The sequence below is a fragment of the Streptomyces sp. DH24 genome, assembly GCF_029813775.1.
Lineage (GTDB): Bacteria > Actinomycetota > Actinomycetes > Streptomycetales > Streptomycetaceae > Streptomyces.
In genome coordinates this window covers 18,013-40,947 of record NZ_JARVKW010000039.1, presented here as the reverse complement: position 1 = coordinate 40,947, position 22,935 = coordinate 18,013, and the positions used below count along the sequence as shown (strand labels likewise).

18 protein-coding genes, 1 tRNA gene and 1 pseudogene are annotated in these 22,935 nt (G+C 71.0%); 11 read left to right on the top strand and 9 right to left on the bottom strand.

What is annotated here, in order from left to right:
• Positions 1-38: 38 nt before the first annotated feature.
• Positions 39-1,694: a SpoIIE family protein phosphatase gene (locus tag QC282_RS25990; protein ID WP_279551986.1), complete on the bottom strand. Its 1,656-nt coding sequence runs from the start codon at positions 1,692-1,694 to the stop codon at positions 39-41.
• Positions 1,695-2,156: 462 nt separating this feature from the next.
• Between QC282_RS25990 and QC282_RS25985 the strand changes: the two genes are divergently transcribed.
• The 3 genes from QC282_RS25985 (at position 2,157) to QC282_RS25975 (ending at position 3,428) form a co-directional block, all read left to right on the top strand.
• Positions 2,157-2,229, top strand: a tRNA-Arg gene (locus tag QC282_RS25985).
• A 252-nt stretch (positions 2,230-2,481) separates the two neighbouring features.
• Positions 2,482-2,673 (top strand): hypothetical protein, encoded by a 192-nt coding sequence (locus QC282_RS25980; protein ID WP_279551985.1) that lies wholly within the window; start codon positions 2,482-2,484, stop codon positions 2,671-2,673.
• Entirely contained in the window at positions 2,670-3,428 is a 759-nt protein-coding gene (locus QC282_RS25975) for a hypothetical protein (RefSeq protein ID WP_279551984.1), read from the top strand. The genes QC282_RS25980 and QC282_RS25975 overlap by 4 nt, the downstream gene beginning before the upstream one ends.
• Before the next feature lie 231 nt (positions 3,429-3,659).
• Here the strand turns inward: QC282_RS25975 and QC282_RS25970 are convergent, their stop codons facing one another.
• The gene (locus QC282_RS25970; protein WP_279551983.1) at positions 3,660-4,919 is read right to left on the bottom strand and encodes an MFS transporter; all 1,260 of its coding nucleotides are present in this window, start codon (positions 4,917-4,919) and stop codon (positions 3,660-3,662) included.
• Positions 4,920-5,006: 87 nt separating this feature from the next.
• Here QC282_RS25970 and QC282_RS25965 point away from each other — a divergent pair, with 87 nt between their 5' ends.
• Positions 5,007-5,465, top strand: a complete 459-nt coding sequence (locus tag QC282_RS25965) for a helix-turn-helix domain-containing protein (protein WP_279551982.1) — start codon at positions 5,007-5,009, stop codon at positions 5,463-5,465.
• Positions 5,466-5,485: 20 nt separating this feature from the next.
• On the opposite strand, the gene QC282_RS25960 is transcribed toward QC282_RS25965, so the two are convergent.
• Positions 5,486-6,103, bottom strand: coding sequence for a hypothetical protein (locus QC282_RS25960; RefSeq protein WP_279551981.1), 618 nt, complete (start codon positions 6,101-6,103; stop codon positions 5,486-5,488).
• Positions 6,104-6,259: 156 nt separating this feature from the next.
• Here QC282_RS25960 and QC282_RS25955 point away from each other — a divergent pair, with 156 nt between their 5' ends.
• The gene (locus QC282_RS25955) at positions 6,260-6,481 is read left to right on the top strand and encodes a hypothetical protein (protein ID WP_279551980.1); all 222 of its coding nucleotides are present in this window, start codon (positions 6,260-6,262) and stop codon (positions 6,479-6,481) included.
• 572 nt (positions 6,482-7,053) lie between these two features.
• Here the strand turns inward: QC282_RS25955 and QC282_RS25950 are convergent.
• The 3 genes from QC282_RS25950 to QC282_RS25940 all read right to left on the bottom strand — a co-directional run bounded on the left by QC282_RS25950 (position 7,054) and on the right by QC282_RS25940 (position 11,682).
• On the bottom strand, positions 7,054-9,033 hold the full coding sequence (locus QC282_RS25950) for a rhamnogalacturonan lyase (RefSeq protein WP_279551979.1): 1,980 nt from the start codon (positions 9,031-9,033) through the stop codon (positions 7,054-7,056).
• A gap of 308 nt (positions 9,034-9,341) precedes the next feature.
• Positions 9,342-10,253: a hypothetical protein gene (locus tag QC282_RS25945; protein WP_279551978.1), complete on the bottom strand. Its 912-nt coding sequence runs from the start codon at positions 10,251-10,253 to the stop codon at positions 9,342-9,344.
• A gap of 199 nt (positions 10,254-10,452) precedes the next feature.
• Positions 10,453-11,682 carry an MFS transporter gene (locus QC282_RS25940; protein WP_279551977.1) on the bottom strand — a complete coding sequence of 410 codons (1,230 nt, stop codon included), beginning with the start codon at positions 11,680-11,682 and terminating at the stop codon, positions 10,453-10,455.
• 68 nt (positions 11,683-11,750) lie between these two features.
• Between QC282_RS25940 and QC282_RS25935 the strand changes: the two genes are divergently transcribed.
• The 3 genes and pseudogenes from QC282_RS25935 to QC282_RS25925 form a co-directional block, all read left to right on the top strand.
• Positions 11,751-12,728 carry an ArsR family transcriptional regulator gene (locus QC282_RS25935; protein ID WP_279551976.1) on the top strand — a complete coding sequence of 326 codons (978 nt, stop codon included), beginning with the start codon at positions 11,751-11,753 and terminating at the stop codon, positions 12,726-12,728.
• A 61-nt stretch (positions 12,729-12,789) separates the two neighbouring features.
• On the top strand, positions 12,790-13,302 hold the full coding sequence (locus QC282_RS25930) for a glutathione peroxidase (RefSeq protein WP_279551975.1): 513 nt from the start codon (positions 12,790-12,792) through the stop codon (positions 13,300-13,302).
• Positions 13,303-13,365: 63 nt separating this feature from the next.
• Positions 13,366-13,587 (top strand): annotated as a pseudogene (locus QC282_RS25925) (MerR family transcriptional regulator); the annotation flags it as partial.
• Between the two features lie 221 nt (positions 13,588-13,808).
• Here the strand turns inward: QC282_RS25925 and QC282_RS25920 are convergent.
• The 3 genes from QC282_RS25920 to QC282_RS25910 all read right to left on the bottom strand — a co-directional run bounded on the left by QC282_RS25920 (position 13,809) and on the right by QC282_RS25910 (position 16,162).
• The gene (locus QC282_RS25920) at positions 13,809-14,000 is read right to left on the bottom strand and encodes a DUF397 domain-containing protein (RefSeq protein ID WP_279551974.1); all 192 of its coding nucleotides are present in this window, start codon (positions 13,998-14,000) and stop codon (positions 13,809-13,811) included.
• A 239-nt stretch (positions 14,001-14,239) separates the two neighbouring features.
• Positions 14,240-15,097 carry a helix-turn-helix transcriptional regulator gene (locus QC282_RS25915; protein WP_279551973.1) on the bottom strand — a complete coding sequence of 286 codons (858 nt, stop codon included), beginning with the start codon at positions 15,095-15,097 and terminating at the stop codon, positions 14,240-14,242.
• Between the two features lie 309 nt (positions 15,098-15,406).
• Entirely contained in the window at positions 15,407-16,162 is a 756-nt protein-coding gene (locus tag QC282_RS25910; RefSeq protein ID WP_279551972.1) for a GPP34 family phosphoprotein, read from the bottom strand.
• Positions 16,163-16,400: 238 nt separating this feature from the next.
• Between QC282_RS25910 and QC282_RS25905 the strand changes: the two genes are divergently transcribed.
• The 3 genes from QC282_RS25905 to QC282_RS25895 all read left to right on the top strand — a co-directional run bounded on the left by QC282_RS25905 (position 16,401) and on the right by QC282_RS25895 (position 22,922).
• Complete coding sequence (locus QC282_RS25905; RefSeq protein ID WP_279551971.1) at positions 16,401-18,974, top strand: D-alanyl-D-alanine carboxypeptidase; 2,574 nt, start codon at positions 16,401-16,403, stop codon at positions 18,972-18,974.
• Positions 18,975-19,155: 181 nt separating this feature from the next.
• Positions 19,156-21,114 carry an MFS transporter gene (locus QC282_RS25900; RefSeq protein WP_279551970.1) on the top strand — a complete coding sequence of 653 codons (1,959 nt, stop codon included), beginning with the start codon at positions 19,156-19,158 and terminating at the stop codon, positions 21,112-21,114.
• 239 nt (positions 21,115-21,353) lie between these two features.
• Positions 21,354-22,922, top strand: a complete 1,569-nt coding sequence (locus QC282_RS25895; RefSeq protein WP_279551969.1) for a Na+:solute symporter — start codon at positions 21,354-21,356, stop codon at positions 22,920-22,922.
• Positions 22,923-22,935 lie beyond the last annotated feature (13 nt).

Genomic DNA, 22,935 nt, shown 5'->3' with positions numbered 1-22,935 from the left:
CCTTCCCCCTTCCCTTCCCGCACGCGCGCCGAGGGGCCTCAGGCCGATGTGCCGGGCACCCGCACCGCCAGCAGGGCCACGTCGTCGTCGTTGTCCGGTGGGCGGGTCCGGGCGAGCACCTGGTCGGCGAAGGTCTCCAGGGGATGCCGTGCCAAGGACGCCGCGTGCCGGCGCAGACGGCTCATGCCCTCGTCCATACCGTGCGCCGGGGACTCGATCAGACCGTCGGTGTAGAGGAGCAGGGTCGCGTCGGGCGGCAGGTGTGCCGTCGTGTCGTGGCGGGCCTCGTCCTGGGCCACACCGAGCAGGACGCCGTGGCCGTCGCCCAGGTAGCCGGCGCCGCCGTCCGGCGTGACGAGCAGCGGCGGCGGATGGCCGGCGTTCGTCCAGCACAGCGTGCACCGGCCCGCGTCGTCCGTCGTCATACGGCCGAAGATCATCGTGGCCATGGTGACCTCGGCGATGTGCAGCGCGGCGTGATCGACCCACTCCAAGACCTTGGCCGGGGGCTCCTGCTGGGACCAGGCGTAGGCGCGCAGCATGTTGCGCAGCTGGGACATGCCGGCGGCGGCTTCGAGGTCATGCCCGACGACGTCACCGATGACGACGGCGACCGCGCCGTCCGACAGCAGGAACGCGTCGTACCAGTCGCCGCCCACCTGTGACGCGTCCGGGGCGGGCAGATAGCGGGCGGTCATGTCGAGGCCGGGCAGGCGCGGGAGTTGCGGCAGGAGATGGCGTTGCATGGTCTCGGCGACCTTGCGCTGCCGCTGGTAGAGACGAGCGTTCTCCAGCGCCAGACCGGCCCGGCGGGCGATGTCCTCCAGCAGGGCCGCGTCGGACGCGACGAACCGCTCGGGCTGGTCGGCACGGCCGAGCGTGAGGGCGCCCAGCACGGCGTGTGGGCTGCGGACGGGGACGACGACGGCGGAGTGCATGCCGGTCGCCTGGAACAGCCTCCGCTGCACCACGGCGACACCGGAGTCCGGCGGGCCCTGATACGTCTCCGGACCGGCGATCGCGGACGCGGCTCCCCGCAGGGCGCGGGAGAGAGGCATGGGCGACGACGCCGGCACCGGAGGCATCGGGCCCTGCAGGTCCTCTCTCAGGACGACCCGGTCCCCCTCGGCGTGAGCGACGGCGAACCGCGTCACGTCCTTTTCCTCGGTGACCACGTCGATGACGGCCCAGTCGGCGAGGCGGGGCACGACGAGGTCGATGAGGCGGTGCAGGGCCACGTCGATGTCCAGGGTCGACGTGAGAAGGGTGGTCGTCTCGGCGAGCAGCGCCAGCTGTTCCAGCTCGGAGAGCCGCCCGCCGGCCGGCGTCCGCCGCGCGGGCGACCCGGCCCGGCCCGTGGCGTGGAAGAGGATGAGCGTCGTCGCCGGGGACAGCTCCGTGCCGCAGGAGGTGGCCAGCCAGGACACCGGCAACAACGTGCCGTCACCGCGCTCGAACCACGCGTCGGAGTCCTGCTCCGTACGCCCGGCGAGCACGGCCGCGCGGATCGGACACCGGCTCCTCGGCACGGGTTCGCCGCCACGATCGCGGTGCAGCAGATCGTGGGCGTCCTGCCCGGCCATGTCGCCCCCGGACCGCCCCAGCAACTGCTCGGCACGCCGATTGGCCCCGACGATGCACCCCCGCTCGTCGGCGAGCAGCATCCCGGCATCGAGAGTCCCCAGGGCCCTCATCACCCCGGCCAGCTCCTCCGAAGACCGACTCACCCCGCTCATCGCGCCTGCGCCACCTCACGGGCAAAACGGGCCGTCTCGATTCCGACGGGTCCCCTGCTGGCCAGACTGTCACCGGGCCCACGGGCACGCGAACGGAAGGCCGCAGGGGGTGCGTACGGCGGGGGCAGCGGTGCGTGCGGCGGGGACAGCGGGTGAGAGAAGGACAGGCCGCCCTCACGGACGGACGGTCGGGTGGCGGGGCAGGCGTAGGGGCAGGCTCACGGACGGACGGTCGGGCCTGTGGACGGACACGCTTATGAGGCCCGACCCCGCCCGGCCCGTCACCTGCGCTGCCGCAGCCCGAACACCGCACCGGTGGCACGCGCCCACTAACCTTGATCGTGATCTGGCCCCACTCACGGGCCGATCCGGTACCCTGTGGGTCGAGCGCCCCGAGGGGCGCCGCGATCAGCCTCGCCAGCCTTCGTAGCTCAGGGGATAGAGCACCGCTCTCCTAAAGCGGGTGTCGCAGGTTCGAATCCTGCCGGGGGCACAGCAAAGCAGCAGGTCAGAGGCCCTGTCGTCCAAGTGGGCGGCAGGGCCTCCGGTTTCGCAGCACATATGTGGCACACATCGGTCCGCACGGCGGGTGGGAGCAGTCACGAGATGCCTGCGAGGGATGAGCCGGCCCGGCGGCGATACGAGAAGCTGGTCGACCGCTGGAATCGCTGATGAGGGCCGCACTCAAGCCCCAGTACAAGGATATTACGGGCAGCTCGTCCTGAGCAGCAGCGACCTCGAAGAGATGGGCGGGCTGAAGGACGTCCGGCGGGCCGCTCGGGAGGCGGGCCGCCGCCTCGGCTGGAAGCCGACCACCACGCTTGTCGGGGGCCGGCTCTTCGTCCTCGACAAGCGCGAGGTGCCCGAGGAGATCGAGCAGCTTGCCGAGGACGCGGCAGCCGCGGCGACGGACCGGACCTGGCGGGAGCATCAGTGAGCCTGGCAGCCCTGCCCGAGCCCGCCGTGGTGCTGGCCGAGACCGACTGGGGTGCCCTGGAGCATGCCTACGGGACGGCGGAGGACACCCCCGCGCAGCTCGTCGCGCTCTTGGACGACGACCAACGCACGAGATCCCAGGCCCTGGATCACCTGCACCACGTCGTGCACCACCAGAACACTCTCTACGTCGCGACGGTCCCGGCCACGTTGTACGTGGCCGGGATCCTCCTCGACCCGCGCACCACCTTGCCCGTCGACAAGAGGCCCCACGGCTTCCCTGGGCCGATGCGCGCCGAGCTGCTGGGGTGGCTGAACTCGGTGGCCGACGCCGCCGGTGACCAGGCCGAGGCGACGATGCGCCGCTTCGGCTTCCCGCCCGAGGATTTCCCTCCGTTCGTCCGGACCCGGGAGATCCGCCCGCTGCTCTTCTCTGCCGTTTCCGCCTGCTTCGACGACCACGACCTGCACGTCCACGAAGCGGCCCTCACCGCCTGCATTCCCCTGTTGGACGATCCCCACCTGCACGGTCACCGGAAGGCCGTGGCCCCACTACTGCGAGAGACGCTGGCCGTCAGCGCCCTGTGGCAGTACCAGGAGCGGGCCGTCGAGGCGCTCTCCGCGTGGGGCGAGGACACTACGGGCCTGGAGGTCCAGCGGGACGCGTTCGACGTATGCAACAGGCCGAGCGCCGCATCCTCCCCGGCCGATTGGAACGTGACTCCTCCGGGTGACGCCGCCGACCTTCCGTTCTGAAAAGCGTCCCTGCTTCACATGCTCGCGTCAGGCCGTGTCGTCTGTTCGATGCTTCGCTGCGAGCCCTCCGCCCCGACCCGGCGTTCCTCCAAGGACTGTCCGACTAGACCCGGCTGATCGCCAGGAATCGCAGTGAAGGTGGCGGTTTCCGGGCCAGTTCCGACGGAAGCCGAGCGCGAGCAATGCCGGGAAGAAGGCCAAGGCCCTGGGGCTACAGAGACCAGGGAGCACTCAAAGAACTTCGGGGTTATCCATCACTCGTCCGGCTTGGTCGGTGCCTTGCGTTTCCTCCTGCGCCTGGTGCGCGCCTGCTTTCTCGGATCGGAGGTTCGCGCTATCGCGGGGTACTCGCCTGCTGGTCGCCCAGACGACCAGCGCGCAAGCCGCGAATCCGGCCCCGAGGAGACTGGAGCCGGCCCAGCCGTAGGCGGTGAAGACGGCGGTGGTTGCGGCTGCGCCGAGGGCGGAGCCGAGTGAGTAGAAGACCATGTAGCTGCCGATGACGCTGCTGACGCGATCCGGATGCGCGGCGGTGAGCAGGTGCTGGTTGCTCACGTGCACGGCTTGGACCGCGAAGTCGAGAACCACGATTCCGACGATGAGGAGCCACAGTGACCACGGCAGCTGCGCGATCGCCGCCCACGAGAGGATGAGCACGGTGAGCGCGAGACCGGTGACCGGGGCCGCCCGTCCTGCATCCGCCCACCGTCCCGCGCGTGCTGCGCCGAGTGCGCCGGTGAGTCCGGCGATGCCGAAAAGTCCGATCTGGCTCTCGCTCAGCTGCCACGGCGTGTCCGCCAGCGGCAGGGACATTCCGCTCCACAGGGTTCCGAACGATGCGAACAAGAAGAACGCGATGAGCCCGCGCGTCAGGAAGATGCTCTGCCCGAACAGTCCGCCGAGTGAGACGACGACCTGCCTGTACCCCGCAGGTGGGTTGAGGCGCTCCTGTGACGGCAGTGCGACGAGGACGAGGGCTGCGAGTCCGAGCGACAGGACCGCGAGTACGGCATAGATGCTCCGCCAGCCCCACACCTCGGCGAGCGTGCCGGTGACGACCCGCGCCCCCACGATGCCGACCACAACGCCCGAGGTCACGACACCGATGGTCCGTCCGCGTTCGGCAGGTAGCGAGACCGACGCGGCGTAGGCCACCGTGGTCTGCACCACGACCGCGAAAGCCCCGGCCGTCGCGAGCCCCACGAACGCCACCCATGCGGCTGACGCCGATGCCGTCAGGATCGTGCCCGCTGCGGTGATCGCCAGGTGTACGGCGATGAGTCGGCGCCTGGCGACTACATCGCCAAGCGGCACCAGCAGCATCAGCCCTGCCAGATAGCCGAACTGGCCGGTCGCGACGATCCACCCCGTGAGTTCGGCCGACACACCGAGATCGCGTCCCATCGGCTCCAGAACCGGCTGCGCGGCATAGATGCTCGCCACAGCGACACCACACACCACCGCGAGCAGTAATCGCCGCCATACGTCCATTGCACTCCAATCCCAATTGGTAGCAGATTGCAACCAATTTGACCGTACGGCATGATGGTTTCAATCCGCAACTCATTGGGAGGTGTCATGTCACGCACCACCATGCGCGCCCCGGGTCCCGACTGGACCGACCCCGACTGCCCCGTCGCCCGCACGCTCGACCTCGTCGGCGACAGGTGGAGCCTTCTCGTCATCCGCGACGCGATGGACGGGGCGCGATCGTTCACCGAGTTCCAGCGACGCACCGGCATCGCCCGCAACATCCTCACTGACCGCCTCCGCAAGCTGACCGCTCACGGGCTCCTCGCCCAGCGCACCGCGCCATCGGGCCGCCGCCAGGAATACATGCTCACCAGCGCCGGCAGCGCCCTCTTCCCTGTCATCCTCACCCTGCGACAGTGGGGGGAACGGCACGCCTTCGCCCCCGGCGAGACCCATTCCACCCTTGTCGACCAGCACGGCATCCCTGTGCCGGAAATCGTGCTGACCAACTCCGACGGCACCCTCCTCGACGCCGACACCACCCAGGTGCAGAAGACCCGATAGGGAGCAGACCCTCGGTGCCTTCAGACCTCGCAGACACCCCGCCGCCCACGCCCGTCAGAGGAGGCGGTGAGGAGTCGGCCGCGGCGGCACGCCTGCGCACCGCGGGCCGATTCGCACGCCTCCAACGAACGCCGCCAACTCGCCAGCCAAGTCAAGGGTGCGGTGATGGTCACGACTGTGCAGGTCATACTGACTGTCACACTGAACGGACTTGTAGCAGCAGCTCTCGCCCAGCACTCTCTCCAGGTCGCCGCCCATTCGACGGCCAGGTCGCTGCTGGGATCGAGGTCTTCGGGCTCGCCCGTGATGCCGTAGGCGTCGAGGAGCCGTCGCTCCACTCCGAACGGTCCTCCGAGGGCGAGCTCTGGATTTTCACTGACCCAACGCCTGAGGATCCGGCCTCGTTCGGCGATCGCCCACGCCTCCCCGTCGTTCTGCTCGCTGTGGAAAAAGAGTTGGGCCTTGCCGAAGTGCGTGCTCAGTTCCCGGCACAGGTCGGTGACGTGCGCCGTCCGCTGCGGGTAAGGCAGGCCGAAGTACGGTCCGACCGCCTGGGTCCACCCGTGCATGGGCGGAGTAACGACGGCTGTGGAGAACGACTCCTTCTCGTCGTGTGCCACCGCGTCGCTGAGTTCCACACCCCCGGGCCCAGGTGATCTTCCGTACGTCCGTCAAACGGCCACGGTCCGACCGTCGCCACTTGCTCTGGCCGGGACGGTGGCGTCCGCTCCTGTGTCCAATCCGACGCCGATTGCCGCAGCGCAGGAGGCGCCCGTGGGCGCATACTGGGGGCAATGACAAAGCCTGCTGCACTGAAGCGTCATTTGCCCACCAGCCCCTTCAAGGCCCGGGTCACGCCTGCTCCCAAGCACTTCGCCCTGGGTGACCAGGTGACGCACGACATGTACGGCCTCGGCCGGGTGATCGGCGTCGAGGACGGGATCGCGGCACTCGTGGATTTCGGTTCCGTGCAAGAGCGGATCTTGAGCCCGTACGCCAGGATGACCAAGCTGTAGGACCGCTGTGCCCCGTCACGGCATGCCAGGTCCCTCCCCCGGGACCTGTAGGAAAAGGGAGATCTCTCATCGATCCGACCTCGCTGTTCTCCGCTCCGGAAGGGGCACCTCACCGCTCTGCCACAGCGTTGCCGCCTCCGACGACAAACCCCTTCCAGGCCCCGGACTTCCCGGACGTCCCGGACTTCAGGGAGGACGAGGCCGGCGAATTCGAGGGCCCGCAAGGACACGCCTCAGGCATGACTGCGGCGTGACCCGAGGTGGATGGCTCCGCCCGTTTCCACCGGTTACGGGTGCGAGGCTCGGCAGCCCGGTCGCAGGCCGGGCTCGCCCGGACGGCTCCTGGGCTGTGCCCGCACGGATGAGGCTCCCCTCTTTCAACGCGGAAACCTGCGCCAGGCACAAACCGCTGAGTCCCCTCACATCCGGGGACCTCGGCGAGCGGACTGATCCGCCTTCGTGACGGCGGGACCTGTGGGCCCCCGTCGACCTCACGCACCCGCCCCGCGGGGGGCGCGGCGTGTACGGCGCCCTTCCCGGCGCCGTACACCCCTTGACGTCGGCCCCTCCCCTCACTCGCCCGCGTAGTGAATGGCCCCTCGCGCGGGCTGGCGCATGTCCTTGCCGATGAAGTAGCTCGTCCACGGGGGCTGGTTGTAGCCGACGTTCTGCCAGGCCACGCCGAGGCGGTAGACCGGGTCGTGCATCAGCGTGGGCAGGCGGCGGCCGGTCTCGGCGGTGGTCGTGAAGATGCGCAGTGCCGACTCGTCCGACGTGCGGAACACGACCTCCTCGCGCCAGTCGCCGAGCAGGTCGGCCTGGAGGGACGGGTTGCCCTTGGTGCCGTTGTTCGAGTACACGCCCGCCGGGGTCAGGATCTTGTCCTCCCGCTGCTTCTCCGGGTTCCACTCGGCGATGTACGGGGCGCCGCCCTGTGGGGGGTTGTCCTCGTCGTACTCGTGGTTGAGGATCTCGCGGAGCGGGTCGCCGTCCCACCAGATCATGTGGTTCGCCGAGGGGATGGCGGTGCTGATCAACGTGCCGTCGGCGGCGCGCAGTTCGCCCTCGCGCGAGTCCCACGCGCCGGTCGCCGTGACCGCCCAAGACTCGGCGCCCGGGTGGGCCGGGTCGATGTCGCCGGCCGCGCCGCGGCCGGTGTCCCGCTGGGCGGGCATGGACCACAGCACCTCACCGGTCCGCGCGTCGCGGAAGGTTCCGCCGGCGTTGCCGGAGGCGCTCATCGACTCGTGGCTGGAGAAGACCTCCAGGCCGTCGCGGGAGGGGTCGAGGTCGCTCAGGTGCTGGGCGTCGCCGTGGCCGAGGCCGGTGGAGTAGAGGCCGGTGCCGTCGTCGTCCACCGTCATGGAGCCGTAGACGATCTCGTCCTTGCCGTCGGCGTCGACGTCGGCGACGGAGAGCTGGTGGTTGCCCTGGCCCGCCCACTTCGCGCCGGCCTCGTTCGAGTCGAAGACCCAGCGCTTCCTGAGCTTTCCGTCCGCGTAGTCGTACGCGGCGAGGACGCTGCGCGTGTAGTAGCCGCGGGCGAAGACGACGGAAGGGGTCTTGCCGTCGAGGTAGGCGACGCCCGCGAGGAAGCGGTCGCCGCGGTTGCCGTAGCAGTCGCCCCAGGCGCACAGGTCCCCGCGCGGGGGCGTGTAGTCGACGGTGTGGCGGGCGGCGCCGGTCCTGCCGTCGAAGACCGTCAGGTACTCGGGGCCCTTGAGGACGTAGCCCTGGGCGTTGCGGTGGTCGGCGTCCGCGTCGCCGATGGTCTCGCCCTTGCCGTCGACCGTGCCGTCCGCGGTCTTCATGACCACCTCGGCGCGGCCGTCACCGTCCAGGTCGTACACCATGAACTGGGTGTAGTGGGCGCCGGAACGGATGTTGCGGCCCAGGTCGATGCGCCACAGCCGCTCGCCGTCCATCGTGTAGGCGTCGATGATCGTGTTGCCGGTGTAGCCGGAGCGGGAGTTGTCCTGGGCGTTGCTCGGGTACCACTTCTGGACGATCTCGTACTGGCCGTCGCCGTTCAGGTCGCCGACGGACGAGTCGTTGAGGTGGTACGTGTACGGCTTGCCGTCGGGGGTGGTGCCGCCCTCGGGGCGGTCGACGGGGATGTCCTTGTACGGGTGGGCCTGCACACCGAACGTGTCGGTGCGCGAGGTGACCTTCCCGCGCCGCACCTCCTCGATCCGGTACTCGGAGTCGGCCGTGCCGTCCGGGTCGGTGAAGCTGGTGGCGCCGGTCAGCGGTCTGTCGGTGATCCGTTCGCCGTCGCGCACCACGTGGAAGGCCAGGCCCGGCGGGTCCAGTCCGAGCAGCCGCCAGCCGACGAAGACGCCGTCGTCCGACTTCACGGCGACGGGTGCCCGGTCGAGCTTCTCCATGGCGCGGGTCGCCTTCGCGGCGGCGGTGGCGGTGTCCGTACCTTCGCCGGTGTCCGCCATGGCGGGTCCGGTGAGCCCGGCGGCGCATGCGGCGAGCGCTGCCGCGACCGCCCCGGCCGCCGCGCTTCCGCGCCGAACGGGGCGTCGGGCGGGTGACGTACCCATCGGTACTCCTCTGCAGTGGGACTCCGTGATGCCTGAAACGTTTCATCGAGTGGGACAAGGCCACTCGTAGAAAGCGCGTTCTGGATGCCTGGAGCCTCCCTATCGCCACAGGCGGACGTCAAGGGGTGTGCACGGACTTCCGCGCTTCCGTGAGGCGTAGGCGATGATTCGATTCAACGACATGACCCGGAGGCCGACTCGTCCCGGCCCGTGCCGCGCCTTCACATGCCCCGGGCCTCCCTGCCGCGAAAACGACGCGGGCCCCCGCCTGAAACAGCGGGGACCCGTCCATGCCGTGATGCGCCGCGTCAGCCGCGGACCAGCCGTACCGGTACCGTCTCCGTCACCGTCACCGGCTGGGAGTAGTCCGGGTCCGTCGCCGTCGCGCGGGCCTCGACCTCCACGTCGCCGCGCTGGAACGGCACCGAGCCGGTGGGCGTGGCCGTGGCCGTCCAGGCGACCGGGCTGCCCGGGACGCAGGAGACCGTCGTGGTGTAGGAGCCTCGGATGAGGTTCTGCTTCTTGACCTGGGTGACGTTGCCCGAGACGTTCACCTGGACCGGCTTGTTGCAGCTCACGGTGCCGTGCAGGGTGGCCTTGCCGTTGAGGGTGCTGGCGGTGCCCTCCAGGGCGACGGCCAGGCCGAGGTCCAGCTCGGCCGGCGGGGCCGGGTTGGTGATGTGGACCTCGCCGCGGGCCGCGGTGGTGCCGCCCTCGCAGTGCTGCACGAACGTGGCGTCGAGCTTCCGTACGTAGCCGAGCGGGCCGAACTCCACGGCGTCGATGGTGAATTCGCCGGTGAGCGTGTTGCAGCCGCGGCCGTTCCCGCTGAGGGACAGACCGGGCTCGGTCGGCTCGTTGAAGGGGTGGCGGGTGGCTCGGGTGTACGTGCCCGGCGCGAGGGACGTGCCGGACGGGGCCGCGAGGTCCAGGTACCACCAGTCGCCGTTGGCGCCGTCGACGGAGAGGGAGACGACGCTGTTGTCCTGGTTGGCGGAGACGTTCAGGCGGTCCTGGTCGGCCGTGGAGTAGGCGTACGACCGGCCGCCGCTGATCCAGTCGCCCTCGTCGCCGCTGAAGGCGAGTGAGCCCTCGGCGACGGGCTGGGCGTGGGCCTGCGTGCCGGGCAGCAGGCCGGTCGAACCGGTGGCCAGGCCGAGGGCCAGCGCGAGGACGACGGTGGCGCGGGCCAGGACGCGTCTGGGCGCGGTGAGATGCATGGACGTACCCCCCTGAGTGATGAAGTTCCCCTGCCGACCTGATCGTTCAGTCGGCGGGGTGAGTCTGCCAAGAGGACCGGAGGGCCTCAACTGCGTTTCCCGCCCGGGCAGTCGTGGCTCTCAGACGTGGGTTTCGGACGTGGGTTTCGGACGTGGGCTTCTTCGCCTGCGTCGCCGGTCCGGAGGTGCGGGCGGGGCGCTACGGCAGGCCACCGACACCCCCGCCCCTCCCGGCCCCCTCCCCCCGCATCGCCCACCCCAGGGCCCCCGTGACCGCCAGTGATGTCGTCGCCAGGGTCGTCATCGTCCAGGCCGGGGACGTCAGTTGGGCCAGGGTGCCGGCCAGGGTCGCGCTCACGCCCTGCATGGTGAGCATGCCGGACGAGTGGAGGCCCAGGGCGTGGCCCGTGAGGGTGGGTGGGGTGAGGTCGAGGAGGCGTTCCTGCTGGACCAGGCTCGCGCCGAAGCCGGCCGAGGCCAGGGTGACCAGGAACACCGAGACGGGGAGCGGCGGGTGGAGGGCGAAGAGGGTGTACGGGGCGGCCAGGAGGAGGAGCAGGGGGATGCCCGCGCGGCGTCTCGTCCTCGCGGGCAGGAAGCGGGCCACCAGGACGTCGCCGGCCAGCATGCCCAGGGCCGCGCACGCGAACAGGGCTCCCGCCGATGCGGGGGCGTACGGGACGTAGAGGGATTCGCAGCCCACCACCAGGCCGTTGGGGATCCACAGGGCCAGGTAGATGTGGCGGCGCGGGGCGGAGGACCAGAGCCGGGCGTTGGTGCGCCAGGTCGTCTTCAGGGAGGGGCGGCCGGTTGCCCTCGGGGGGCGGGTCCGCAGGCCCAGGTGGAGGGTCGCGGCCGCTGCCGCGTACAGGGCCACCGACAGCAGCAGGATCGTGCGCGGGGACAGGAGCGCCAGCAGGGCGCCGCCGGTCGCGTAGCCGGTGATTTGGGTGACGCCGCTCATCATGTTGAAGACCGAACGGCCGAGCAGGTAGCCGTCCTTGGTGAGGATCTCGTTCAGCAGGCCCCAGCGGACGCCGCCGCCCACGGACGCCGCCAGGCCCTTGACGAGCAGGACGGCGAAGATGCCCCAGATCGGCAGGGACGGTACGGCCATCAGGGCCGTGGTCGCCGCGAAGGCCAGGGAGAGGCTGGTCAGCGCCGCCCTCGGGGGCAGGCGGTCGGCCGCCGACAGCAGCAGTGTCGCGCCCAGCACCTGTGCCAGGGACGCGCCGAACATGCTCAGCGCCGACAGCAGCGGCGAGTCCGTCGCCCGGTACACCAGCGTGCCCAGGGCCAGGCCGCCCATCGTCTGGGCCACGCCCTGTGCCGACGCCGCGCCGAAGAACGGGGTGAACTCCCTGGTGCGGAAGAGGTCCGAGTAGCTCGCAAGGCCCGAGGTGGCCGGTTCGGCCGAGTCGCTGCGCATGCGGGGAGTCTGGGGAGCCCGTCCGGCCGTTGTTAGTGTTTCGCTCCGGCGCGAAACATGGAGGGGTCTTGGGCTGGTGGCAGGTCAGTGCCGACACGCTCGCGCGGAGCCGGTTCGTCATCTCCCCCCTCGCCGAGACCTTCGCCGCTCTGAAGCTGCTGCACTCCGGCGTCGCCGCCCACCCCGGCGAACGCGCCTGGCTCGACGCCCACCGGCCCGGCTACCTGCGGCTGCTGGCCGCCGATCCGGTGACCGCGCTGCTGGTGCGATCCGGGCTCGGGCGGTCCTGGATCGCCGACTTCCTCACCCCCACCCCGCGCGACGGGGAGACCTTCGAGGAGGGCGTCGCCCGCGTCCGGGCCGCCGCGCCCGACGCGGCCCGCGCGCATCTGCGCCTCTCGCTCGAAGGGCCGCTGCCCGATCCGCTGCACCGCGACGACCTGCCCGAACGGGCCGCCGCGCTCCTGGAGTACGTCTGGGACCGGGCCGTACTGCCGTACTGGGACCGCAGGCGCCGCGTCCTGGAGGCCGACGTCGTCGCGCGGACCGCCCAGGTCGGCCGGGGCGGCTGGGCCGGCGTGCTGGACGCGCTGCGGCCGGGGACGCGGTGGCTCGGCAACAACCGGTTCCAGGTGAACCTGCACGAGTATCCGCCGCGCGAGATCCACGGCGCCGAGCTCGTCTTCGTCCCCGTCACCCCGAGGACCGGCTGGGTGTCCTGGGAGGAGCCCGAACGGTACGCCGTCGTCTACGCCTGCTCCGGTGTCCTCGCCGACGGCGGCGGCAGGGCGGCGCCCGCGAGCCTCGACGCGCTGCTCGGGGCCGCCCGGGCCAGGGTGCTCGTGCTGCTCGGCTCCCCGATGAGCACCAGCCATCTCGTCGCCGTGACGGGGCAGGGGCTCGGTTCGGTGGGGCGGCATCTGCGGGTGCTGCTGGACGCCGGTCTGGTGGAGCGGCGGCGGGCGGGGCGGTCCGTGCTGTATTCGCGGACGGCCGCCGGTGAGGTCCTCGTCAAGGCGGCGGGCCCGGACGCCGCGCGGCCGTGAGGCGGGGGCGCGGGACCGGCCCGCCGGTCGCCCCGGCGTTTGCCGCCGCTAGCATCCGCCCATGACCACTACACAGAACAACGGCTCCTCTCCCCTCGACGTCGAGATCGGTGCCCTGCAGGGCGGTTCCGCCGGGCTCGGACAGTACGCGGGCAAGGTCGTGCTGGTCGTGAACGTGGCGTCCAAGTGCGGGCTCACCCCGCAGTACGCCGGGCTGGAGCGGCTGCACGAGCGGTTCGCCGGGCAGGGCTTCACGGTGCTCGGCGTGCCCTGCAACCAGTTCCTCGGGCAGGAGCCCGGCGACGCGGAGGAGATCGCCGAGTTCTGCTCGGCCACGTACGGCGTGACCTTCCCGATGACCGAGAAGGTCGAGGTGAACGGCGCGGGGCGGCACGCCCTGTACGAGCGTCTCGTCGGTTTCGCCGACGCCGAGGGGCACAGCGGCGACGTCCGCTGGAACTTCGAGAAGTTCCTCATCGGGCGGGACGGCAAGGTCGTCGCCCGGTTCGCCCCGAAGACCGAACCGGAGTCCGCCGAGGTCGTCGCCGCGATCGAGGCGCAGCTCGCCGGCTGACCCCGCCGCCCCGCCGCGCACCCGGTTGACCTTGCCCCTCGGGCAGGGCGGAGCGACCGGCCGGCCGCGTTCTGGGCCGACGTCGAGGCGCGGTCGCGGGTCGCGGGGCAGCGGACGCTCGCCGAGTACCTCCGTGGACGACTGTCGGGGAGGAGCCCCCAGATGTTCGGGACGTTCGTGGTCGAGACGGCGGACGTGCCCGAGCAGGTGGTGATCGCCGAGAAGCGGCACACGCCGGCGGACGAGTTGCCGGCGTGGATCGGCGCGTCGCTGGGCCGGCTGGACCGGGGCGCGGCCGGGGCCGGGGACCCGGTGTGCGGCGTCGCGTTCCCGGTGCGGGCGGAGTAGGCGGCGACGTGCCGAGCCCTCTCGGCAAGGACGGCGAGCTCGTCGAGAGGGCTCTTTCTGTGGTGCTTATGCAGTTGTCCTTCGCGTGGATCGCTTGTGTGTCGCGGCGATCGCGCGGATCATCCGGTGGTTCGGACAGGGTCAGGGAAGACCTCCCGTTACGCCTTGACCGACGCCACGAAGGCGTTCCACGCGGTGCTCGGGAAGGCCAGCGTCGGGCCCTCGGGAACCTTGGAGTCGCGGACCGCGAGCGCCGCGGTCGTGGGGGACTTGACCTCGACGCAGGCGCCGTTGTTGTTGGAGTACGAGGACTTGGTCCACGCGTGCGTGGCGCCCTGCTGGATTGCCATGTTTGCTCCGTAGCCAGTTGCTGAGTCGCTGTCACCGGCCCGCGGGGTCCCGGCCGGAATCCCGCGGTTCGGTTTACGCCAACCCTTGCTGATCGTTGGCGTGATCGACGCTACTCGCCAAGCTCCCCGATCGGAGCAGTCATTCACTCGACCGGATGGCATATTCCAGGTGCGCCTTCCTGCCGGACCTGTGCGGGGTGTAGCATCCCCGCCCTCTCAGCCCCGGGGCCGGCGCCGGGTCAGCGCGCGTACTCCTTCGCCACGTCCTCGATGCGCCGGCGGGACTCCTCCACGTTCAGCGCCTGGGCGCGCAGATGCTCGTACATCACCGTGTACTTCTGCACGTCCGGAGCCTTCTCCAGGTAGAGGTCGCTGGTGACGCCCTCCATGTAGACCACGCTGGAGTCGGCCGCGTCCGCGAACTCCAGGATCGAGTACTGGCCGTTCAGCCCGGGGTGCGCGCCGACCGCGAAGGGCAGCACCTGCACCGTGATGTGCGGCAGCTGCGACATCTCCGCCACGTGCTCCAACTGCTCCCGCATCACCAGCTTGTCGCCGACGACGCGGTGCAGCGCCGCCTCGTCCAGCACCACCCACAGGCGCAGCGGGTCCTTCTTGGCGGTGATGCGGTCCTGCCGGCGCAGCCGGACCTGCACCCGCTTCTCGATCTCGGTCTCCGACGTCTCCGGCGAGCCGCCCCGGATGATGGCCTCCGCGTACGAACGGGTCTGCAGCAGGCCGGTGATGATCTGAGGTTCGTACACCCGCAGCGACTCCGCGTCGGTCTCCAGGCCGATGTAGACGCTGTACGGGATGTCGCCGAAGGCGTGCCACCAGCCCTGCTGCCGGGAGTCCTTCGCCATCTGCATCAGCGAGTCGACGACCCGCTGGTCCTCGACCTCGTAGACCCCGCACAGGTCGCGGACGTCGCGCTGGCTGATGCTGCGCCGGCCGTTCTCCAGGCGGCTGATCTTCGACTGCGACACCAGCAGCCGTTCCGCCACTTCCTCGGCCGTCATGCCCTTGAGCTCGCGGAGTCTGCGCAGCTCCTGGCCCAGCCGGCGCCGCCTGACGGTGGGATTGACATTGGACGCCACGGGACGTGCACCTCCGGCTGCGTGCCTCGAAATTGCCACTATGCGTATCTGCTGTTGAGCAGACTGCCACCAAGGTGCTTACTACCGCTGGGAAACGGTGGATATGCCCTGCGTAAGCGCGACTTCAAGGCCGCACACAACCGCGCGGGGCGGCGGGACCGCGTCGTCGTCCGGACGTACGGTCCTGCCGCCCCGCGCGGACCGGCGGCTCCCGAACCGGTCTTCGGGCGTCGGTGCGGTGCACGGTGCTGCGGTGCGTGTGGTGCGTGGTGCGAGGTAAGTGGCTGTTCCGCTCGCTTCGCCTCCGGCTCAGTGGGCCACGACGCGCGCCACGCTTCCGCGGTGCGGCTGCATCGGCACCCCGCGGGCAGGGGCCGGGGCGGCCCTGCCTCCGGCCGTGGCCTGGCGGCCCGCCGGTGGGGCGCTGCGGCGCGGCTGGGCCGCCACGCCGTTCTGGACGTCCATCACGGCGTGCGCCACGAGGCCGCCCATCGGGTCGTGCCTGATCAGGTCCCGCAGCCGGGAGCGGGACGAGCGTCCCTCGTTCCCCGGATACAGGTGCTTGCCGAGACCGACCGCGTGCGCGAGCGCGGCGAGTGCCGCGGTCCGCGGGTCCGGCGGTACGCCGGTGCGGATCGCGGAGTCCAGCCGTGCCCTGATCTCACGGCTGATCGCGTTGTCCGTCGCCTGATAGCGAGTCGTCGGCAGCACTCCGCACATCTGGCCGGCGACGGCGTGCACCATGCCGCACCGCTCCAGATGCGAGAGGTAGGTCTGGCGGAGCCCCAGGCGGGGTCCGCCGATCCAGTGGACGGCACGCACGGGAGCGCCACGCCTTCGCAGCAACTCCAACGCGCAGTCCAGTGTTGGATCTCCTGTCGGCCGTGGCTGCACCACGGCGATACGATCCCCGTCAGGGGCTATCCGTCCGGCCAGCGCCAGCTCCACTAGCTGTGCTCCGGCCAGACCGAGGTCGAGCGACTGCGGCTGTGCGGTGGTACCCGTGGCCGGGTCCAGCGCCAGCAGCAGAAGCTCCTCCGGAAGTGTTCTGCGGCTCCTGCCCATCCATGCCTCCCCGCGTGGATGAATGACAGGGTGACCCCTCTCACATTGGTCTGTCGAGGGTGCGTGACCTGTTTGTAAGGGAACCGGCAGGTATGTCGTTCTCGTCTACCGCCCGGGGCAGGCCCGCACACAGGACACTGGTACATGCTTCGGACAGCGGTGCTGCGGCCTTCGGCGGCGGTGCCGGTGGTGTCCGGGCGGCGGCTCACAGTTCGGTAACGCACGGAGTGCGTGCGGCATGGAGGAGGCATCGGTGGCGGGCGAGTCCCCCGACAGGTCGAGGCAGCGCGAGTCGTCGGAACAACCGACGTCGGGGAGCGCGGGTCCGGTTCCCGAGGCCAGGAGCGAGTCGGCACGAGAGAGGCTCGATCCCCGGCTGGCGGTGGCCCGGGAGGCGGCGAAGCCGTCGACCGAGCCGCGCCGCGCCGCGGACACGGCCACGAAGGTGTTCTCCGTACGGGAGGCCGCCGCGGAGGGCGCGGACGGTGACGCCGGTAGGGCGGACGCCCGGGGCGGCCAGGACGGCCGTGACGGCGCCGGGGACGGCGGGGGTGCCTCCGAGGCGTCCGCGTCCGCCGAGGACGCCGCAGGGGCCGCTGACGCCGCCGACGGGCGGAGCGCGGACGACGCCACGCGTGACGGACGGCTGCGGGAGGCCGTGGCGGCCTGGGTGGCCTCCGCGGACACGGACAAGGACGCGGACAAGGACGCGGACAGGGGCAGGAGCTCCGAGAAGGCCGGGGAGGGCGCTCAGGGGGCCCCTGAGGCTCCCGAGGCGTCGCGGGACGGCGCCGACGACGACGCCGACGGCAGCGCGCCCGAGGACGCCGACGGCGACCGCGTGACCCCGGCGCCCGCCACCACGGCGAAGGACGACGCCGAGGACGAGGCTCCGGAGGCCGACGCCGGCGCCGAGGCCGACGAGGCCCCTGCCGCCGACACGACCGACGGTGCCTCCGAGGAGGCCGAGCCCGAGGACGCCGTACGCGGCACCGGCACCGGCACCGGCGCTCAGGACGGGACGCCCGAGGCGGACACCGACGGCGGGGCTCCCCGGTCCGGGGCCGACACCGACGCCGAGCCCGAGGACGCCGAGCCCGCGACCGGCGGTGCCGAGCCCGAAAGCCCCGAGGACACCGACGACGCCGACGATGCCGACGGCTCCGGCGGGAAGCCCGGCGCGCGGCGCGTTGACCAGCCCACCGCCGTCTTCAAGGCCGTACGGCCTGCCGTGGACCAGCCGACCACGATGCTGAAGCTCGGCGACGCGGCGGAGCGCGGTTCCGACGGCAAGCCGGCGTCCGGGGCGAAGCCCGGGTCGAAGTCCGGGTCGAAGCCCGGCCCGGCGCCCCAGCCCGGGGCCGAGGACAACGCCAAGGCCGAGCCGCCGGGCAGCGGTCCCGTCGCCGATGCCGAGCGCACCAGCCGGTTCGTCGCGCTGAGGCCTCTCGACGGGCCCCGGCCGGCCGCCGACGCCACGCGGCCCGTGCCGCAGTTCGGGCCCGAGCGGACGACGCAGCAGCCGTTGCCGCCGAAGCCGCCGCTGGACCTGCTGGCGGAGCTGACGAACACGCCGCCGCCGCCGGAGACGCCGTTGCGGACGCTGGTGCGCCGGGTCAAGATCTGGACGCCGCTGGTGCTGCTGCTGGTGATCGTCTTTGCGGTCGTGCAGTCCGTGCGCCCGCTGCCGCAGCCCACGCTCGACCTCACCGCGCAGGACGGCTACACCTTCGACGGCGGCAAGGTCGAGATCCCGTGGCCGACGGCCGGTCAGGCCGCCCTCGACGTGCAGGGCATCGGTTCGTTCGGTTCGTCCGGTGAGCAGAAGCCGGTCCCGATCGCCAGTGTCGCCAAGGTGATGACGGCGTACCTGATCCTGCGCGACCACCCGCTCAAGAGCGGCGCCGAGGGGCCGAAGATCAAGATCGACCAGACCGCCGAGGACCAGTCGGAGGCCGGGCAGGAGTCGACCGTCAAGGTGACCGCCGGTGACGCGATCACCGAGCGGGAGGCGGTGGAGAGCATCCTGATCGCCTCGGCGAACAACGTGGCGCGGCTGCTCGCCCGCTGGGACGCCGGTTCGGAGAAGGCGTTCGTGGCGAAGATGAACGACGCCGCCAAGGACCTCGGCATGACCAACACGACCTACACCGACCCGTCGGGGCTGAACAACACCACGGTGAGCACGGCCGTGGACCAGGTGAAGCTGGCGAAGGCGGCGATGAAGCAGCCCGTCTTCCGCGAGGTCGCCGCGATGATGTCGTACGACGACTACAAGGGTGTCAACCACTCCAACTGGAACCAGCTGGTCGGGCACAACGGCGTCGTCGGCATCAAGACCGGCACCACCACCTCCGCGCTCGGCAACCTCGTCTTCGCGGCGAAGAAGGAGATCGGCGGCGAGACGCGGACCATCGTCGGTGCCGTGGTGCGCCAGCCGGCGGGCGGTACGGACAACACCATCCTGTCCGCCGCCCTCACCGCCGGTGACCGGCTGATCCGGGCGGCGCAGGACGCGCTGGAGTCGGCGACGATCCTGAAGAAGGGCACGGTCGTCGGGTACGCGGACGACGGTCTGGGCGGCCGGACGCCGGTCGCCGTCACGGAGGACGTGAAGGCCGTCGGCTGGGCGGGGCTGTCAGTGAAGCTGACGTTCGCCGGTACCGACCTGCCGCACACCGCGAAGGCCGGCACCGTGGTCGGCACGCTCACGGTCGGCGACGGCACGAGCAGTGCCGTCAAGGTCCCGGTGGCGCTCCAGGCGGACCTGGTCGAGCCGGGCTTCACGGACAAGCTGACCCGCATCACCTGACCGGACGGGGCGGCCGGACCGCCGGACCGCCGTCGCCGCACCCCGCCGAGGGGCTCCTCGGCGGGGTGCGTGCTAGCGTCGCGAATCGGGGCAGGTCGCCGGTCGGGTCGACGCAGCCGTGAACACGGCGGGAACGGGACGCGGCCGAGAAGAGAAGACGGGACACGGGGAGTGCCTTCAGGTGGCCACTGCGGAGCCGACACGCGCCGACGACGCCGATCCGGACCCGGGATCCGGCTCGCGAATACGCGTGCCCGCGCCCCGCGCGGACGGTGACTTCGAAGGGCCGGACGACGTGAAGCACTCGCCGCGTCCGGAGGACCCACCGGGCTCGGCGGGGCCGAGGAGCCCCGACCGTGACGCCGGCTCCCAGGGCGGGGACCCGGGCCGTCGCGCGGAGCCGGCGTCCCCGGCGAAGACCGCCTTCCTGGCCCTGCGCGAGCGTCTGCTGCGGCATCCGGCGCTGTCCGTGACGGCCCTGGCGGGTGCCCTGCACATCCTGTGGTTCTTCACGTTCGCGAACAGTGGCGGAGACCTCGCGGCGCAGGACGCCTGGGCCGAGTTCGTCGGCCGGCACCCGGACTCGGCGTACAACCTGGCCTGGTACGGCGGGATGCACCCGGTGTCGTACAGCGTGGTGTCGCCGTACCTGATGTCCGTGCTCGGCGTCCGCACGACGATGATGATCTCGGGGACGGTGTCGGCGGGGCTGCTGACGATGGTCCTCATCCGCAGCCGGTCGGTGCGCAATCCGCTGTGGGCCGCGCTGGCGGGCGTGTTCGCGCTGTTCTGCAACGCCGCGTCGGGGCGCGTGACGTTCGGGCTCGGCACGGTGTTCGCGCTCGGGGCGGTCGCCGTCGTGTTCTGCTGGCCGTACCGCTGGCGCCACCGGCGCTGGGCGAAGGCGCTGTGCGCGGCGCCGCTGGCTGCGCTGGCCACCATGGCGTCGCCGGTCGCGGGTCTGTTCGTGGGGCTGGTCGCGGTCGCGTTGTTCCTGCAGCGGCGCCGGCCGGGCGCGTGGGCGCTGGGGCTCGCGCCGGCCGCGGTGGTGGCGGTGTCGGCGTGGCTGTTCCCGTTCTCCGGCACGCAGCCGATGTCGTACGCGTCGGTGATCCTGCCGCTGGCGTTCTCGGTGCTGGTGTGCGTGCTGGTGCCCCGGGACTGGAAGACGGTCCGGCTGACGTCCGGGGTGTACGCGCTGTCGGTGGTGCTGGTGTGGCTGATCAGCTCGCAGATCGGGTCCAACATCACGCGGCTGGCGATGCTGTTCGCCGGGGTGGCGCTGCTGGCGGCGCTGCCGTTCACGGTGCCGCGCAGCCGCAAGTGGTACGCGCTGGTGGTGTCGTTCCTCGGGTTCAACGTGTGGATCGGCGTCAAGGCGGTCAACGACGTCGTGCACACGGCCCCCGCGGCGTCCTGGTCGCGCGAGCTGGCGCCGCTGGTCAACGAACTGCAGGAGGTCCGCGCCGAGCGGGGCCGCGTCGAGGTGGTCCCGGCCCGCTCGCACCGCGAGGCGTCCGCGCTCGCGCCGTACGTCAATCTGGCCCGCGGCTGGAACCGCCAGGCCGACATGGAGCGCAACCCCCTCTTCTACGACGACACCCTCAACTCGGCGAACTACCACGAGTGGCTGAAGCGCTGGGCGGTGCACTTCGTGGTGGTGCCGAAGGACCAGCCGGACGGTGACGGCGGTGAGCGGGAGCGGGAGCTGGTGCAGCGGGGTCTGCCGTATCTGAAGCAGATCTGGGGCGACGCCAACTGGCAGCTGTTCGAGGTCACCGACCCGACGCCGCTGGCGGAGCCGAACGCGACCGTGCTGCGCGCCGAGCAGGGCGAGGTGACCGTCGACGTGCGGCGGGCCGGCCGGATCCTGATCCGCATCCCGTACTCGCCGTGGCTGAGCATCGTCGACGACGAGGGCAGGAGCCTGGCGCCGCCGCGGGAGACGGAGGCCTCCCGGAACCGTCCCGAGGGCACGCCGAAGACGTACGACAACGTCAACGGCTGTCTGTCGGAGACGGAGGAGGACGCCGAGGGCGACAGGTGGACGGAGCTGCTCGCGCCGAAGCCGGGCACCTACCGGCTGGCGGCGCCCTATCAGCTGCCGCGCGGGACACCGTGTCCCGAGGAGCTGCGGTAAGGCCTTCCCACTCCCCCTTCCCACGGGCCCGCGACGCCTTCTGATTGTTCATAGGCGTGAACGGAGGTCAGCGAGGAGAACTTTTTTACTCGCTCTTGACCTGTCGCGCCATTGTCCCGCCCGTTCCGTCGCACCCACGATGAGCGGGCACTTCGCGGCCTTCCTCGCCCCTACCCCGCTCAGGCGAAGTGCCAACCAGCTGAGCGGAGTTCACAAGGCGGACCCTGGAAGGGGGGCACATGAACAGTCTCGACTGGGCCGTACTCATCGGCTACTTCGCGGTGATGGTCGCGATCGGCGTCTGGTCCCACAAGCGCGTGGACAACGTCAGCGACTTCTTCACGGCCGGCGGCAGGATGCCCTGGTGGCTCTCCGGCATCTCGCACCACATGTCGGGCTACAGCGCAGTGATGTTCACCGGATACGCGGGCATCGCCTACACCTACGGCGTCACGTCCTTCGTCACCTGGTCGTTCCCCATCGCCCTGGGCATCGCGATCGGTTCGAAACTGTTCGCGCCGCGCATCAACCGGCTCCGCTCACGCCTCCACGTGGCCTCGCCGCTGGAGTACCTGAAGAACCGCTACGACCTGAAGACCCAGCAGGCGCTGGCCTGGTCCGGCATGCTGCTGAAGATCGTGGACGTGGGCGCCAAGTGGGCCGCGATCGCGACGCTGCTGTCGGTGTTCACCGGCATCTCCCTGAACCAGGGCATCCTCATCACCGGTGTCGTCACCGGCATCTACTGCACGATCGGCGGCCTGTGGGCGGACGCCCTGACGGAGCTCGGGCAGTTCGTCATCCAGCTCCTCGCAGGTCTCGCCATGTTCTTCGCGGTCCTCGCCGAACTCGGCGACCACGGCGGCTTCTTCGGCGTCTGGGACGAGCCCGAGTTGCAGGGTCACGCCGAACCGCTGGTCGGACCGTACGGCACGGTGTTCCTGCTGGCGTTCCTGTTCATCAAGCTGTTCGAGTACAACGGCGGCATGCTGAACCAGGCCCAGCGCTACATGGCGACGCCCAACGCCCGCGAGGCCGCACGGTCGGCGCGGCTGTCGGCGGTCCTGTGGCTGGTCTGGCCGCTGGTGCTGTTCTTCCCGATGTGGATGTCGCCGCTGCTGGTCGAGTCGCAGAAGCCCGACGGGTCCGACTCCTACGCCCTGATGACCGAACAGCTGCTGCCGCACGGCCTGTTGGGCCTGGTCATCGTCGGGTTCTTCTCGCACACCATGGCCATGTGCTCCTCCGACGCCAACGCCATCGCGGCCGTGTTCACGCGGGACGTGGCGCCGGTGCTGTCGGCGAGGGCGCGGGCCTGGAGCGAGCGTTCGGGGCTGATCGCGGCGCGCGTGACGACGGTGGCGTTCCTCGCCCTGTCCATGGCGGTGGCGACGCAGGTCAACTCGCCGACGTTCAAGGACATCATCACCGTCGTGATCAAGTGGGTCGCCGGTCTGATGGGCCCGATCGCGATCCCGATGATGCTGGGCCTGCTGCGCCAGTTCCGGCGGTCCGGACCGACGGCCGCGATCACCAGCTGGGGAGCGGGTCTGCTCGCCTTCTGGCTGGTCAACTACCCGATCCACTGGAACGTGGAGGGCGGCGTGCCGCTCCAGTACCAGGTGTCGATCCCGCTGGCCGTGTCGCTCGTGCTGTACATCCTGATCGGCCGGCTGAAGCCGGAGGACACCCCCGAGCGGGACCTGATCATCGAGCGGCTCAACACCGACGGCGACGGCGCTGCCGCCGCGGTCCCGGCCCAGGCGTCCGGGGCGGACGACACGGTGCCGACCGCGGTGAAGGACTGACGGAAACGGACCG